Origin of the sequence: Bacillus sp. FJAT-18017, from assembly GCF_001278805.1 — a bacterium.
GTDB lineage: Bacteria > Bacillota > Bacilli > Bacillales > Cytobacillaceae > Bacillus_D.
Genome location: NZ_CP012602.1, coordinates 4,738,515 through 4,753,405, shown reverse-complemented (window position 1 = coordinate 4,753,405; position 14,891 = coordinate 4,738,515). Strand labels below are relative to the sequence as shown.

Annotated in this window: 15 protein-coding genes; 12 read left to right on the top strand and 3 right to left on the bottom strand. The window is 42.8% G+C overall.

Going from position 1 to position 14,891, the window contains the following annotated elements:
* The first annotated feature begins 111 nt into the window (after nt 1–111).
* Nucleotides 112–1,434 carry a phytoene desaturase family protein gene (locus tag AM500_RS22280; protein ID WP_053601177.1) on the top strand — a complete coding sequence of 441 codons (1,323 nt, stop codon included), beginning with the start codon at nt 112–114 and terminating at the stop codon, nt 1,432–1,434.
* A gap of 123 nt (nt 1,435–1,557) precedes the next feature.
* On the opposite strand, the gene AM500_RS25665 is transcribed toward AM500_RS22280, so the two are convergent.
* Nucleotides 1,558–1,686, bottom strand: a complete 129-nt coding sequence (locus AM500_RS25665) for a helix-turn-helix domain-containing protein (protein ID WP_156319877.1) — start codon at nt 1,684–1,686, stop codon at nt 1,558–1,560.
* 715 nt (nt 1,687–2,401) lie between these two features.
* On the opposite strand from AM500_RS25665, the gene AM500_RS22275 reads away from it, so the two are divergent.
* The 7 genes from AM500_RS22275 to AM500_RS22245 all read left to right on the top strand — a co-directional run bounded on the left by AM500_RS22275 (nt 2,402) and on the right by AM500_RS22245 (nt 10,408).
* Nucleotides 2,402–3,046, top strand: a complete 645-nt coding sequence (locus AM500_RS22275; RefSeq protein ID WP_053601176.1) for a bifunctional 2-keto-4-hydroxyglutarate aldolase/2-keto-3-deoxy-6-phosphogluconate aldolase — start codon at nt 2,402–2,404, stop codon at nt 3,044–3,046.
* A gap of 4 nt (nt 3,047–3,050) precedes the next feature.
* Entirely contained in the window at nt 3,051–4,064 is a 1,014-nt protein-coding gene (locus AM500_RS22270) for a sugar kinase (protein WP_053601175.1), read from the top strand.
* Nucleotides 4,065–4,091: 27 nt separating this feature from the next.
* Nucleotides 4,092–5,504: a glucuronate isomerase gene (gene uxaC / locus AM500_RS22265; RefSeq protein WP_082347342.1), complete on the top strand. Its 1,413-nt coding sequence runs from the start codon at nt 4,092–4,094 to the stop codon at nt 5,502–5,504.
* 16 nt (nt 5,505–5,520) lie between these two features.
* The gene (gene uxuA, locus AM500_RS22260; RefSeq protein ID WP_053601174.1) at nt 5,521–6,573 is read left to right on the top strand and encodes a mannonate dehydratase; all 1,053 of its coding nucleotides are present in this window, start codon (nt 5,521–5,523) and stop codon (nt 6,571–6,573) included.
* 255 nt (nt 6,574–6,828) lie between these two features.
* Nucleotides 6,829–7,683, top strand: coding sequence for an SDR family oxidoreductase (locus AM500_RS22255; protein WP_043930830.1), 855 nt, complete (start codon nt 6,829–6,831; stop codon nt 7,681–7,683).
* A gap of 117 nt (nt 7,684–7,800) precedes the next feature.
* Entirely contained in the window at nt 7,801–8,640 is an 840-nt protein-coding gene (locus AM500_RS22250) for an HAD family hydrolase (RefSeq protein WP_053601173.1), read from the top strand.
* Between the two features lie 49 nt (nt 8,641–8,689).
* The gene (locus AM500_RS22245; protein ID WP_053601840.1) at nt 8,690–10,408 is read left to right on the top strand and encodes a glycoside hydrolase family 3 protein; all 1,719 of its coding nucleotides are present in this window, start codon (nt 8,690–8,692) and stop codon (nt 10,406–10,408) included.
* A gap of 623 nt (nt 10,409–11,031) precedes the next feature.
* Here the strand turns inward: AM500_RS22245 and AM500_RS22240 are convergent.
* Complete coding sequence (locus tag AM500_RS22240) at nt 11,032–11,229, bottom strand: YwbE family protein (RefSeq protein WP_053601172.1); 198 nt, start codon at nt 11,227–11,229, stop codon at nt 11,032–11,034.
* On the bottom strand, nt 11,229–11,414 hold the full coding sequence (locus AM500_RS22235; RefSeq protein ID WP_053601171.1) for a hypothetical protein: 186 nt from the start codon (nt 11,412–11,414) through the stop codon (nt 11,229–11,231). Before AM500_RS22235 ends, AM500_RS22240 begins: the two co-directional genes overlap by 1 nt.
* Before the next feature lie 289 nt (nt 11,415–11,703).
* Here AM500_RS22235 and AM500_RS22230 point away from each other — a divergent pair, with 289 nt between their 5' ends.
* The 4 genes from AM500_RS22230 to AM500_RS22215 are packed head-to-tail and all read left to right on the top strand — an operon-like array spanning nt 11,704 to nt 14,883.
* Nucleotides 11,704–12,597: an ABC transporter ATP-binding protein gene (locus AM500_RS22230; RefSeq protein ID WP_053601170.1), complete on the top strand. Its 894-nt coding sequence runs from the start codon at nt 11,704–11,706 to the stop codon at nt 12,595–12,597.
* Nucleotides 12,594–13,388 (top strand): ABC transporter permease subunit, encoded by a 795-nt coding sequence (locus tag AM500_RS22225; protein ID WP_053601169.1) that lies wholly within the window; start codon nt 12,594–12,596, stop codon nt 13,386–13,388. The genes AM500_RS22230 and AM500_RS22225 overlap by 4 nt, the downstream gene beginning before the upstream one ends.
* A gap of 30 nt (nt 13,389–13,418) precedes the next feature.
* Nucleotides 13,419–14,216 (top strand): ABC transporter permease subunit, encoded by a 798-nt coding sequence (locus AM500_RS22220; RefSeq protein WP_053601168.1) that lies wholly within the window; start codon nt 13,419–13,421, stop codon nt 14,214–14,216.
* A gap of 19 nt (nt 14,217–14,235) precedes the next feature.
* Nucleotides 14,236–14,883 (top strand): NAD(P)/FAD-dependent oxidoreductase, encoded by a 648-nt coding sequence (locus AM500_RS22215; protein ID WP_053601167.1) that lies wholly within the window; start codon nt 14,236–14,238, stop codon nt 14,881–14,883.
* Nucleotides 14,884–14,891 lie beyond the last annotated feature (8 nt).

The following is a 14,891-nucleotide window of genomic DNA, read 5'->3' as shown; positions in this document are numbered from 1 at the left end:
TGTATTTACTGGGAACCGAAAATTTGAATTTTTCAAATTCTGGATTTAGACTATAATCATGGTGTTATTTTAGTATAAAGGTTAAGCAACTTGGATGGGGGAGCTTACAAAATGAATAAATTTGAACAACCTTTTGATACGGTTATTGTCGGAGGAGGGTTAGCGGGGTTATCGACTGCTGCTTTGCTTTCAAAACAGGGGAAGAAAGTGCTTGTTTTAGAACGGGGAAATCTTGGAGGCAGAGCTGTCACCTTGAAAATTAAGGGTTTTTCCTTTAACTTTGGTTCTCATGCCATTTACGGAAGGGATGTTTCAATTTTAAAAAAAATTGAAAAAGAGCTGGGGCTAACCATTGATTGGCGCGATTTTAGCCCAACAAAGGCAAAATATGACCTTGGCGACCAGTTAACAGATGTACCTGCCAATATTAAAGGGCTATTTCGGACAAAACTCCTTTCTGAAGCAGGGAAAGTCAAATTTGCGTTTGAAGTCTTGAAAACGCTAACTAATGTAGAAAAAGGGCATCCGCACATGTCGATTGGAAAGTGGATGGAAACGCGCGGCCTTGACCAGGAAGTAAAGGACATGATGCTTACTCTGGCAAGCTCAAATTTCTTTACCAGGGAGCCTGAGAACATCCCTTCCGATGTTTATTTTTCTTATTATAATAGCCTCTTTAAAACGTCTAAACCAGTTTCCTATATTGGTGGTGGATGGCAGGCATTGATTGATGAATTGGTTCGGGTTATTAAAGAAAATGGCGGCATAATTCAGACTAAAGCCAAGGTCGATGGAGTGGAAGTCCTGGGAGACCGGGTCAATGCGGTAAAGCTTGGCGAGCATACTGTTACGGCAGAAAAGTTTGTTTTTGCCATTCCGCCAAAAGAATTAATGAAGCTTTTTGCCGGAACTAAAATTGAACATGCGATTCAGCAATATGCCCAGTACAATCCAACTGTGGTATTTGTGTATGATATTGGATTAAAGGAACGGATTGATGTCCCTTATACATATATTTACGATACAAAAAACAAGGTGTTTGTGACCGACCTTTCTTATTATGATGAAGGGTGCGTACCGGAAGGCGGCCAGCTCTTACAGGCAACTGCCTACATGAATCAATCAGACCTTGGCAATAAGGAGGCGATTGAAAGATTTAAACAAACCATTGAGCAGCTTTATGATAAAAAATTCCCTGGCTGGCGCGATCAATTGGTCGTCCCACGGATATCCCAAAGAGCAGTTGTGCAGGAAATTAAGTGCAATATGACGCAAAAAGGGATGCCAATTTACTTCATGCCTATCCGAAACATATTCTTCTGTGGAGACTGGTGTGAAGGTGAAGGCCAATTATCCGAACTCTCATTCTCCAGCGCCTATAAAGTAAGTGAGCTTGTATTAAACAGTCTCGCTACTTCAGCAGCCGTACGATAAACTGTTTGGAATTAAACACTAAAACAGCCCAATAAAATTTATTGGGCTGTCCACATTTCTCCCCCTTTTAAACGGAGTATGTCCCCGATTAACTGATTCAGCGAGTATGAAAATATCCGAATGCTACGTTTCGTTGCTTTTCCGAAATTCATAAGGCGTCTTTCCAGTAATTTTTTTATATGTATTGCTAAAATAGGCTAAATCCTGATAGCCTAGGCATTCGAAAATCCCGGAAATCCTTAAGGACGACATTTTTTAGCTGATTTACGGCTTTTTTATAAGTTATCAGCAGTTTGTCTTACTAATGGGTTTATAGGGTAACACATAAAAGGGTATGTTCTTGTCCTTATAATTAATTGGGCTATGTTGCTTTTCGCTCCCTAAAGGAAAGCGTCCATAAATAATTCTCGCGCGAAATTATGCGATACATAATTGAGGATATGAGGATTTTCGTACGAGATTTCGCTCCAACCAACAATTGAATATATCAACAATATCCATTAACACAGATTTTTAGAAAAAACTGATTGTAGGATGCGAGATTTTTCTATGGAATAGGATTTGTCCTGAATCGCCCGAAACCTGTCCTGTATCGGTTGAAAACTGTCCTGTATTTTGAAAAAGTTGTCCTGATTCATAATCTGCCTCATCTAGACAGCAGGTTAGCCTTTTTTAAAGGATAGGAATCGGTTAAACAGGGGTCAATAAAGGAAGAAACCTTTCCTAGTTTCTGTCGGGAAAAAAGTTCGTTAAAAATAATCATTATAACTAGCATTAAACTTTGATGTATGCTAGTATACAAGTGTGTATGAAAGGCGTTTCAAAATGGAAAAAGTTTTCGTATAGTACGCAGGTTGTTATGCACACTAAGATTAGTTAAAAGTGCCTGCGGGGTACGACATTTTTTTATTGGAAACGTCCGGAAATATAGATTCTTTCCAAACCAAATTAGGAAAGGGGTAAAACAATGCTACCAAAATACGAAGTCCTCAATGAAATGCACAAAGGCTATCTAGTAGCTGTTATTCGAGGCAAGAACAAAGAAGAAGCTGTGGAAATTTCCAAGCAAGCTTTCGCGGGTGGTATCCGCTCCCTTGAAGTGACGTTTTCAACACCTGGAGCAGAGGATGCCATAGAAGAACTAACAAAGCTCGGTGACAGCAATATGATCATCGGTGCAGGCACGGTCCTGGATGCAGAGACAGCGCGAATCGCAATTATGAAGGGCGCTAGATATGTAGTAAGCCCTCATTTTGATGGAGCTATTGCCACAATGTGCAATCGCTATGCTGTTCCGTATCTTCCCGGCTGTGGATCTGTAACTGAAATTATGGAAGCTCTCTCATATGGCGTAGACGTTGTGAAGCTGTTCCCAGGAAGCCTTATGGGACCTTCGTTTATAAAGGATGTTAAAGGCCCAATCCCTCACGTGGAATTGATGCCGTCCGGCGGAGTAAGCCTCGATAATATTGATAAATGGGTAAAAAATGGCGCATTTGCTGTTGGAATCGGAAGCGCACTAACAAAGGGCGTTGCAAATGGAGATTATAGCTCAGTACAGGAAGTAGCCCGTTCGTTTATGAACAAGCTTGCTGAAGTAAAGGCGGACTAACTCTATGAAAAAAGTAGTTACACTTGGGGAAATTATGCTTCGGCTTTCCGCCCCAAACTTTCAAAAGATTGTCCAGGCACAATCCTTTGATGCGGTTTATGGCGGAGGAGAAGCTAATGTGGCTGTTTCATTGGCAAAGTTTGGCCTTGAAAGCTCGTTTGTTACAAAACTCCCTCAAAATGCTGTTGGTACTAGTGCTGAGCAGCAGCTAAACAGGTTTGGCGTTGATACCAGTCATGTTTTGCGCGGTGGAGATAGACTTGGCATTTATTTTTTTGAAAAAGGGTATTCGATCCGCTCTTCAAAGGTTTATTATGACCGGAAACACAGTGCCTTTGCTGAGTCCAAGCTAGAAGAATACGACTTCGATACGATTTTTGAGGATGCCGATTGGTTCCATATAAGCGGAATTACTCCGGCATTGAACGACGAATTGTTCATGATCACCAAGGAAGCGCTCTCAGCTGCGAAGAAAAAGGGGCTGACAACGAGCTGCGACCTTAACTACAGAAGTGCTTTATGGCCTTTTGATGTGGCACGCGATAAAATGACCGAGCTTATCAAGGACGTAGATGTTTGTATCGGCATAGAGCCTTTAAACCTGCCTGATGAGAACGGCCATGATTTAAAAGAGCGGCTTCCGGAAAACCCATCTGCAAAGGATTATCAGGAGATTATGGATACTCTTTGCAAGCGTTTTGGCTTTAAACATGTTGTCATGACAAAGCGTGAGCACGTTTCTGTTAACCGAAATCGGCTTTATGCTCTTCTCTATGATGGCAAGGAAATCTATCAGTCCAGAGAAGTGGAAGTGGACATTATTGACCGTGTTGGCACTGGCGATGCGTTTTCGGCCGGAATCATCTATGCATTAATAAGCGACTATAAGCCTCAAGATGCGATAGAATTTGCGACCGGATGCTTCGCTTTAAAGCATACGATTGAAGGCGACGCCAATCTAATCCCGATTTCCGATGTAGAGAGATACATGTCGCGGTCTTTTGCAATTGATCGCTAATCATTTTACTTTTAGGAGGTGTGTGACTTGGCAGCATTTATTCACGACAATTTTATGCTTAAAAATAAGACAGCTGTAGATTTGTACCACAGCTATGCCAAAGATTTGCCGATTTATGATTACCATTGCCATCTCTCGCCAAAGGATATCGCTGAAAACAGGAAATTCAGCAATATCACAGAGCTTTGGCTTGAGGGTGACCACTACAAGTGGAGAGCGTTGAGAGCAAATGGAGTAGAGGAACGGTTCATTACAGGAGATGCCGACCCAAAGGAAAAGTTTGCCGCATGGGCAAAAACAGTTCCTAACACACTCGGCAATCCACTCTATCACTGGACTCATCTTGAACTCAAAAAGTACTTTGGTATTGAAGAATTGCTTGATGAAAACAGCTGGGAAAAAATTTGGGACAAGTGCAACGAATTATTGGAAAAGGATGAGTACTCCGTACAAAACCTAATCCTTCGTTCTAATGTAAAAGTTATTTGTACCACTGATGATCCGACGGATGACTTGCAATACCATGAGCAAATTGCAAACAGCGATTTTCCGGTTACCGTATTGCCAACCTTCCGTCCGGATAAAGGTGTCGAAATCAACAAAGATACCTTCAAAGGCTTTGTAGAGCTGCTTGGCACTGTCGTTGGACGGGAAATTACATCATTCGAGGATTACTTGAAAGCCCTGGAAGAGCGGGTTGAGTACTTCCATCAAAAAGGCGGCAGGCTTTCCGACCATGGCCTGGGAGCAATTCCATTTGCAAAGGCCGAGCCAGCTGAACTCGAGAAAATTTTTGAAGCTGGACTGGGTGGCCAAAGCGTTAGCGCTGAGGACGAAGAGAAATTTAAAACAGCTGTTCTTGTATTTTTAGGAAAGTGCTACAAGGAACGCGATTGGGCAATGCAAATCCACTTTGGTGCGATTCGCAATAACAACACAAGAATGTTTAACAAACTGGCAGCAGATGCTGGCTTTGATTCCATCAATGACGAAGGTGAAGTTGCTGCACCGCTTAATGCGTTGCTCGATGCCCTGGACAAGGACAACTCTCTTCCAAAAACAATTCTTTATAATCTTAATCCTATCCATAACGATTTGATTGGAAGTACGCTTGCGAATTTCCAAACTGAACCAGGGGTAGCCGGCAAGATTCAATTTGGTTCCGGCTGGTGGTTCAATGATACAAAACAAGGGATGCTGCGCCAGCTGAATGCATTGGCAGACCAAGGTTTGCTTATGCACTTTGTCGGTATGCTGACTGACTCCCGAAGCTTTATTTCGTACAGCCGCCATGAATACTTCCGCCGCATTCTTTGCAACCTTGTTGGAGAATGGGTTGAGGATGGGGAAGTGCCAAAAGATAAGGATTTATTGAAAAAGCTTATTGAAAATATTTGTTACAACAATGCAAAGAACTACTTCAGTATTGAAGTGAAATAAAAGGAGGAACTTTATTATGCAAATGAGTTTTCGCTGGTATGGCAAAACTGACAGTATCTCTTTGGAGTACATCCGCCAAATCCCTGGAATGAAAGGCATCGTAACTGCGATTTATGATATCCCGGTTGGCGAAGCATGGCCAATGGATAAAATCGAGGAATTGAAAAAGTCTGTAGAAGACGCAGGTCTTGAAATCTCTGTTATTGAGAGTGTTCCTGTTCACGAAGACATCAAAATCGGTCTTCCTACACGCGACAAGTACATTGAAAATTATAAAGAAACTCTTCGCAATCTAGGTAAAGCTGGCATTCCGGTAGTTTGCTACAACTTCATGCCAATCTTTGACTGGACACGTACGGATCTTGATTACCGTCTTCCAGATGGTTCAACAGCTCTTATTTTCGAAGAAGAAGTTGCCAAGAAGATGGACCCGCTAACAGGCGAACTTTCCCTGCCAGGCTGGGATTCAAGCTACAAAAAAGAAGATTTGCAAGTATTGTTTGACCACTACAGCAAGGTCGATCATGAAAAGCTTTGGGAAAACCTTGAGTATTTCATTAAGGAAATCATTCCTGTTGCAGAAGAAGCTGGCGTGAAAATGGCCATCCACCCGGATGATCCTCCATTCGACATCTTTGGCTTGCCACGTATCATTACCAAAAAAGAAAATCTTGAGCGTTTCATCAATCTTTACGACAGCCCGTACAACGGTTTGACAATGTGCAGTGGATCCCTTGGTTCACACCCTGACAATGATTTCCCTGAAATGCTTCGTTACTTTGGCCAAAAAGGCCGCGTGAACTTTGTTCATGCCCGTAACGTTAAGCTGACAGGTGGATTCTCATTCGAAGAATCTGCACACCCATCTGTTTACGGTTCAATCGATATGTATGAAGTTATCCGTGCAATGGCTGATTTCAACTATGAAGGTCCAATCCGTCCTGACCATGGCCGCATGATCTGGGGCGAAACAGGAAAGCCTGGCTATGGCCTCTATGACCGTGCACTTGGCGCAACTTACCTGTACGGTCTATGGGAAGCAGAACAAAAGAGCAGGAAAAACAAGTAATTTACGATAAGTGCTGGTTTGCTATGAATCAACCAACTATTTATGTTGAAAATATTGACTAAATGGATTGAAGCGGAAGGCGCGGAGACTCCAGTGGGAGAAAAGGGACAGTGGGAGACCCCACAGGCGCTTATAGCGCCGAGGAGGCTCCCCGGCCCGCCCACGGAAAGCGAAGCGCCTGAAGCGGAAATCCATGAATTCTAGTCCAAGCTACATAGTTAAACCAAAACCTAATTTTAGAGGAGGATTTCCGAAATGGCAGTTCCATTCAAAGTAGATTTAACAAATAAAGTCGCAGTTGTAACAGGCGGCGGCGGTGTTTTGGGTTCATACTTTGCAAAAGCATTGGCTGAATGCGGTGCGAAGGTAGCAATCCTTGACCTTAACCAAGAACCAGCTGATAGAATCGCTGCAGAAATCAAGGAAGCTGGCGGCACTGCGATTGGTGTTGCGGCTAACGTACTTGACCGTGAAGCACTTGAAAAAGCTCGCGAAATCGTTGAGAAAGAGCTTGGCACTTGTGATATTCTTCTTAACGGCGCAGGCGGAAACAACCCTCGCGGTACAACAGATGATGAGTTCTACAATGCAGAAGAAGTTAAAAACAACCCAGATTTAAAGACTTTCTTCGAACTTGACCCTAAGGGTGTTGGCTTCGTATTCGACTTGAACTTCCTTGGAACTTTGCTTCCTTCCCAAGTATTTGCGAAGGGCATGACTGAGAAAAAAGGTACTTGCATTATCAACGTTTCTTCGATGAATGCATACACTCCATTGACTAAAATCCCTGCATACAGCGGTGCTAAAGCAGCGATTTCAAACTTTACTCAATGGCTTGCAACTTACTTTGCAAAAGCAGGCATCCGTGTTAATGCAATTGCACCGGGGTTCCTGGCTACTGCACAAAATAGAGCGCTATTGTTCAACGAAGATGGAACTCCAACAGCACGTACAGGCAAGATCCTGAACAGCACTCCAATGGAGCGCTTCGGAGAGCCTGAAGAGCTAGTTGGCGGACTCTTGTTCTTGGCTAGCGAAGAAGCAGCAAGCTTTGTAACAGGCGTTGTTCTTCCAATCGATGGTGGTTTCTCTTCTTACACTGGAGTTTAATTAACCAATTTTACGGTTGCCCTGCCCGGATTGATTTCGGTCAGGGCAGCCTTTATGTGTTTTCAAAAAAGCGTTTTCAGTTTTTAACAGATGACTGTTTACAGGTGGAGGCTAACAATGAAAGAAAATATTAATGAGTTCATAAAAACAAAGGACTTCCTCGTTTGTGTTGATTCCGATGGCTGTGCGATGGATACGATGGAAGTCAAGCACCGGAAATCCTTTGGTCCAGAGGCAGTGAACATCTGGAATCTTCATCATATTGAGGATCGCTTCCTTGAAGTGTGGAATAATTTAAACCTTTACACTATGACTAGAGGTATTAACCGTTTTAAAGGTGTAGTAGCTACTTTTGAAGCTCTTGAAAAAGAAGGCGTTGAAATGCCTGACATTTCTTCTTTTAAAAAATGGACTGAAACTACTCCTGAACTTTCCGCACCTGCTCTCCAAAGGGAAATTGACAAAACAAATGATGAACAGCTCAAGAAAGCGTTGGAGTGGAGCAAGGCTGTTAATCATTCCATTGAACAATTATCCGGAGAAGACAAACCTTTCGAAGGTGCCAAGGAAGGTCTTGAGGCTTCACAAAACGTTGCGAATGTTGCGATTGTTTCTTCGGCTAATGGTGCCGCAGTATTGGATGAATGGACAAGGCATGAGCTTGCTCCGCATGTCGACGTTATGCTTGGCCAGGAAGCTGGCACAAAGGCATACTGCATTGGCCAATTGAAGGAATTCGGATTTAACGAAAGCCAGGTATTAATGGTTGGAGATGCGCCTGGCGACTTGGATGCTGCCAACAAAAATGGCGTTTTCTTTTACCCAATCCTCGTAAACAAAGAAAAATTCTCCTGGGACCGCTTTAGAAATGAAGCTCTAGGCAAATTCATTGATGGAAGCTTTGCGGGTGAATACCAGCAGAAGCTGATTAATGAGTTTAATGACAACTTGAAATAGGTCAGGAGTGTTGAAAATGCAACGGAAAATAGCAGGAAAAAACATCCCAATGCCAAAAGTCGATCTTAAGGCAAAGCCATATAATTTATCCGATGAAGACATTAAATGGGTGCAAGAAACAATTTCCGGAATGACAGATGAAGAAAAAATCGGCCAATTGTTCATTAATCTTTTCTTCTTTGGCGGAGACCAATTCAGCGGCAACAACTTGACCAATGAAGAAATCTTGAAAAAGTACCATATCGGTGGAGCTCGTTATCAAGGTGGTACAGGTGAGCAAGTACAGGATTTGATTAATAGTTTGCAATCTGGCTCCAAGGTGCCATTGCTTGTGGCGGCAAACTGTGACTCTGGCGGCAATGGTGCTATGAAGGATGGTACATATGTAGCAAAAGCGGCAATGTGCGAAGCTTCCGGAGATACCCAGGTGTCCTATGATGCCGGTTATGTAAGCGGCCGCGAGGAACAAGCTATCGGGGTTAACTGGAATTTCGATCCGTGCGTCGATATCTTGAAAAATTGGCGCAATACCATTGTCAACACCCGTGCATATGGAACGGACGCTGAAACGGTTATTAAGCATACTAATGCGTATATTGAAGGTTTGACTGAAAGCAACATCGGCGTATGTATCAAGCACTGGCCTGGCGACGGTACAGAAGAGCGTGACCAGCACTTGGTTATGGGTGTCAATGAACTGGGCGTAGATGAGTGGGAAGAATCGTTCGGTCAGGTATACCGTAACCACATCGATAACGGCGTTCATTCCATCATGGCAGGGCATATTGCACTCCCTGAATACCAAAAGCAATTGATTCCTGGCCTCGACGACCGTGATGTCCTGCCGGCAACTCTTGCCCCAGAACTTATTAACGGCTTACTTAAAACGAAGCTTGGCTTCAATGGTCTTGTATTGACTGATGCTGCCCACATGCTGGGAATGACTGCAGCCATGAAACGCGAAGAGTACGTGCCTCAAGCGATCGCAGCCGGATGTGATATGTTCTTATTCTTCAACGATATCGATGAAGACTATAACTTCATGCTAAACGGCTATAAAAACGGCGTCATTACGGAAGAGCGCCTTCAGGATGCCCTTGAGAGAATCCTTGGCCTTAAGGCAACTTTAGGCCTTCACAAAGCTCAACAAGAAGGCAAATTGCTCCGTACTAGGGACGACCTGAAAGTTGTTGGCTCTGAGGATCATATCGAGCGTGCAAAAGCTGCTGCTGATAAGGGCATTACTCTTGTCAAGAACACTCTTGACCAGCTGCCAATCCGTCCCGAGACACATAAACGCATTCGTTTGTACTACCTGGAAGGTGAAAAGGGCGGAATTTATGAGGCAGGTTCTGAAACACTGGATTTCATTAAAGCGGAGCTTGAAAGGCGCGGCTTTGAAGTAACAGTGAACGATGGAACAACCCGTATTAAGGGCCCAACATTGAAATATCGTGATGAGGTTGATGCAGCACTTGTATTTGCCAATGTCGTCGGCTATGGCGCGCAAAACAACTATCGTATCCAATGGAAAACAGCAATGAGCAATGAAGTTCCCTGGTATGTATATGAAGTTCCAACCGTATTCGTATCCTTGAATTTCACAACTCACTTGACTGATGTTCCTATGGTGAAAGCATATATTAACGCCTACAACGATGATGAAATCACCATCACAAAAACAATTGATAAACTCATGGGCGAGTCCGAATTCAAAGGAACTCCAAATGAACTTGTCTGGTGCAATAAGTGGGATACTAGGCTTTAGAGGCATTAAACTAACTGTAATCTGAATAGTACTACAAAGGACTACATTACTGAGCCACACTTTATTACTAGTCGAGGTTCATGAATGGTTACTTGTCACTAGTGGTACTCGGACACTCACTAGGCATAAAGCTGAAAAAACTAGTAGTACTCTGAGTAGTACTACAAAGAACTACATTACTGAGGTACACTTTATTACTAGTCGTGATTCTAGAATGGTTACTTGTCACTAGTAGTACTCGGACACTCACTAGGCAATAAGCTGAAAAAACTAGTAGTACTCTGAGTAGTACTACAAAGGACTACATTACTGAGCCACACTATTACTAGTCGAGGTTCGTGAATAGTTACTTGTTACTAGTGGTACTCGGACACTCACTAGGCAATAAGCTGAAAAAACTAGTAGTACTCTGAGTAGTACTACAAAGAACTACATTTCTGAACCACAATTTTTTACTAGTTGAGATTCGTGAATGGTTACTTGTCACTAGTAGTACTCGGACACTCACTAGCTAATAGCGAAAAAACTAGCACCGAAAAAGAAATAGCAACTATCCATTGGATAGTTGCTATTTCTTTTTTGATTTCTGTTGATAAAGTCACTTGTCAATGGACAAAATTTCTTTAGTCAGTATGAATTTTTTGAACTCGGCCGACCTGGCCATCTGTCAGCCTGACTTTAATTCCATGTGGGTGTGAAGGTGAATTGGTAAGGATATCCTTTACAATGCCCCGGGTAAGCTTGCCTGTCCTTTGGTCGGCTTTTAGGACTATATCCACTGAAATCCCAGGAGTGATATCCTTGCGACTACGGCCATCCATTAGGTGCCCATTTTCCTTCGAGTATTGCTTGGTTTTTTCGTCAGCTGGCTTTTCATTTTTTTCGTTGACATATCTCCATTTGATGATCCTTTATTTGTGGCCGCCTGGTTCTTTTTATTGGCAAGCTGCTGCTTCATTGCTTCCTGAAGGCTTATTTTCTTTTTTGGCTCATTTGTTTCACTCATTGGAATCTCTCCTTGATTGGATTGGCTTGTCCCCTTAGTATAATCCATTTTGTCCGTTTTGGGAAAACCAAAAATGCAATCTAGGGATTACTGGCTCTACAAGGAAGCACTTTCTTTCTTTAATTGTAACTCTATCCACTCTGATATTATACACGGCCTTACCTAAAAGCAGTTGGCGTTTTCCTGTTAAAAAGTCATAGAAAGTCTATCCCACTGGTAATGGAATAGGTTTATAATGAGGTCGAAGAATGAACTTCGAGTTGCTTCTAAAATACAGGGGGAAGCCGTCATGAATGTTATCGAGATTAACAGTCTCAACAAAAGCTATGGAAAGTCCAGAGGCATTATTGATGTAAGTTTCAATGTTATGGAGGGTGAAATCTTTGGTTTCATCGGCCCGAATGGATCAGGAAAGTCTACGACCATTCGGACACTGCTATCGCTAATCTACCCTGATAGCGGGAGCGCTGCAATTTTCGGAAAGGACTGCATCAAATTTGCCCCCGAGATTGCGAAAGACATAGGCTATCTCCCGTCAGAAGTGTTTTATTATGACAAAATGAAAGTCATTGACTTATTAAAGTATTCTGCCAGTTTTTATAAAAAGGATTGCAGGAATCGGATTGAAGAGCTGGCCACCATCATGGACCTCGACCTGAAAAAGCGAATCGACGATCTTTCGTTTGGAAACAGGAAGAAGGTTGGGATTGTTCAGGCTCTGCTTCATGAGCCGAAGCTGATTATCCTTGATGAGCCAACAAGCGGCCTTGACCCTTTAATGCAGCAGAAATTCTTTGACCTGCTCCATGAAGAAAATAAAAAGGGAGCGACCATTTTCTTATCTTCTCACATTCTGAGTGAAGTTCAGAAGCTATGCAGCCGTGTTGCAATCATCAAGGAAGGGCAGATTGTTAAGGTCGAAAAAATCAGCGACTTGACCGAAAATAGTTACAAGAAATTCAAGCTGGAAGTGAAAGGTGAAGTAAGCGCCGACCATTTTGCAATGGAAGGAGTAAGCAATCTCTCCATTGAAGGAAAAACCATCAGTTTTTTATATAGAGGCAACATAAACTCAATCATGCGAAAAATCTCCGAAATTGATTTGGCCAATGCCTGGATAGAAGAGCCGAACCTGGAGGAAATCTTCATGCATTATTATGAGAAGGAGGCCGGTAAGCAATGAATATGTTCCTGCACGAACTGAGGGTCTACCGTAAATCCATTCTCATTTGGGCTTTATCAATGGCGGGGCTTGCGGCATTGTTTATCTCAATGTTTTCATCAATGCTTGGGGAAATTGACGCTTACAAGAATGTGCTGTCCTCGATGCCTGAGGCAATGAGAAAGGCACTCGGGATTTATGTAGACAGCATTGCGACTCTCGAAGGCTATTACTCATTTGTGTTCGTCTACATCATTCTGTGCGGGGCCATTCAGGCAATGAGCCTAGGTACGGGCATTCTCTCAAAAGAAATAACCGGCAAGACAGCAGAGTTCTTAATGACAAAGCCAGTCCGCCGCTCGGATGTACTTGGAAGCAAGGTCATGGCTGCGATTGTGGCACTTGCCATTACCAATGCTATCTATCTTGTCATTACGGTTGCGATGTCGCTTACTGTTGACCAAGACTTCAATATGAAGGTCTTTCTACTAATCTCATTGTCGATGTTCTTCGTCCAATTGATGTTCTTGGCGTTGGGTTTGCTAGTTTCGGTGGCTCTAGGAAAAGTACAATCTGTTATCTCGATTTCAATCAGCACCGTGTTTGGATTCTTCATTGTTTCGGCAATTGGTTCGCTCCTCGAGGATAAAGCAATGAGATATTTCTCACCATTTAAATATTTCGATACAGCCTACATCATTAGACACGCTGCATATGAGGTTCCCTATACCATTGGGGCAGTCGTCTTCGTGGTTGCGGTAATCTCATTAAGCTTTTTCATTTTTTTACAAAAGGATATCCATGCCGTCTAGTTTTGGCAGCGGAAACGGAGGTGGACCGATATGAATATTTTTGCCAGGGAACTAAAAGCGCATTTAAAATCTCTTGTTTTTTGGAGCATCGGGATTGTCTTTATGGTAATTAGCGGTATGGGGAAGTTCTCCTATTATGAAGGGTCGGGGGAAGCAGTGAATGAACTGATCTCACAAATACCGAAGACGCTCAGGACTGTGCTGGGCTTTGGCGATTTCGATCTTACAAAGGCAAGTGGATTTTACGGAGTGCTATTTCTCTATCTTGTTATAATGGCAACCATCCACGCGGTGATGCTTGGGGCGAATATCATTTCAAAAGAAGAGCGCGACAAAACAACAGAATTCCTGATGGTTAAGCCTGTTTCAAGGAGTAGAATTATTACCTTTAAGCTGTTGGCAGCGATAGTGAACGTTGTCATACTCAATCTCGTTACGCTTGTTTCGTCCATGGCAATTGTCAACAGCTATGCAAGTGGAGAAGAGGTATCGAGTGAGATCGGGTTATTAATAGCTGGGCTGTTCATCTTGCAGGTAATGTTTTTGGTAATTGGAACAGGGATTGCGGCTTTATGTAAAAATCCTAAATCGGCGGCTTCATTAGCAACGACAATCCTGTTAGGAGCTTTTATCCTATCCGTTATTGTTGATATGAATGAAAATCTTGAGGGCTTGAAATATATCACACCATTTAAATATTTCGATGCTGCACAAATGCTGAATGGAACTGGCTTTGATGCTGTGTATGTCCTTTTGTCTGTCATAATTATAAGCATAATGGTTTGGGTTACGTATATCTTTTATAGAAAACGAGATTTGCAGGTTTAAAGGTAGGAGGAGAATTTAAATGAAGGCAGAAAATAAAGTTAAGCTGGCAGTCAACGGAGGTATTGGATTTGGTGCAAAGCTGACCGCAAGGCAACTGCTTGCTATCGCCAAGTATATGAATGACGGGGGCGAGCTTGAGTTGACAACCTTCCAGCAGTTTTATATCGATATCCCTGTATCCCAAAAGGATGAAGTGATAGCCGAATTTGAAGCAGCAGGGCTAAGCTGTTATCCTGTCGGCAACTTTGTGAAAAGCCTGAGAACATGCAATTTCTGCAAAGGGTCTGAGGAAGAAGGCATGCCTGTTGCAAAAGAGTTAAACAAGCGGATTGCAGGAGCCCAAGTTCCATTCACTCTAAAGCCTGCGTATACAGGCTGTCCGACCGGATGCGGTGAACCGCTCATCAATGATATCGGCGTCATGAAAATGGGTAAAGATTATGATTTATATATCGGCGGGAAATCAAAAGGAAGGGATGCCGAGGCAGGGAGCCTATTTCGGGAAGGCCTTCAGCCGGAGGAACTCTATAAAACTGTCGAAAGAATCATCCAGGTCTATAAGGAAGAGGCCAAGAAACGTGAACCGTTCCATAAATTTTTAAAAAGGTATGGCAGAGATGGATTTGCTGAAAGAATCAATGAAGAAGGAACATGCCAATCCGTTTAAAGATTGGA

Coding starts and splice junctions, on each gene's coding strand:
- uxuA (WP_053601174.1), top strand. CDS start 5,521: ATGCAAATGAGTTTTCGCTGGTATGGCAAAACTGACAGTATCTCTTTG.
- AM500_RS22240 (WP_053601172.1), bottom strand. CDS start 11,229: ATGGATGGCCGTAGTCGCAAGGATATCACTCCTGGGATTTCAGTGGAT.
- AM500_RS25665 (WP_156319877.1), bottom strand. CDS start 1,686: ATGTCGTCCTTAAGGATTTCCGGGATTTTCGAATGCCTAGGCTATCAG.
- AM500_RS22220 (WP_053601168.1), top strand. CDS start 13,419: ATGAATATTTTTGCCAGGGAACTAAAAGCGCATTTAAAATCTCTTGTT.
- AM500_RS22255 (WP_043930830.1), top strand. CDS start 6,829: ATGGCAGTTCCATTCAAAGTAGATTTAACAAATAAAGTCGCAGTTGTA.
- AM500_RS22230 (WP_053601170.1), top strand. CDS start 11,704: ATGAATGTTATCGAGATTAACAGTCTCAACAAAAGCTATGGAAAGTCC.
- AM500_RS22280 (WP_053601177.1), top strand. CDS start 112: ATGAATAAATTTGAACAACCTTTTGATACGGTTATTGTCGGAGGAGGG.
- AM500_RS22225 (WP_053601169.1), top strand. CDS start 12,594: ATGAATATGTTCCTGCACGAACTGAGGGTCTACCGTAAATCCATTCTC.
- AM500_RS22275 (WP_053601176.1), top strand. CDS start 2,402: ATGCTACCAAAATACGAAGTCCTCAATGAAATGCACAAAGGCTATCTA.
- AM500_RS22245 (WP_053601840.1), top strand. CDS start 8,690: ATGCCAAAAGTCGATCTTAAGGCAAAGCCATATAATTTATCCGATGAA.
- AM500_RS22270 (WP_053601175.1), top strand. CDS start 3,051: ATGAAAAAAGTAGTTACACTTGGGGAAATTATGCTTCGGCTTTCCGCC.
- AM500_RS22215 (WP_053601167.1), top strand. CDS start 14,236: ATGAAGGCAGAAAATAAAGTTAAGCTGGCAGTCAACGGAGGTATTGGA.
- AM500_RS22235 (WP_053601171.1), bottom strand. CDS start 11,414: ATGAGTGAAACAAATGAGCCAAAAAAGAAAATAAGCCTTCAGGAAGCA.
- AM500_RS22250 (WP_053601173.1), top strand. CDS start 7,801: ATGAAAGAAAATATTAATGAGTTCATAAAAACAAAGGACTTCCTCGTT.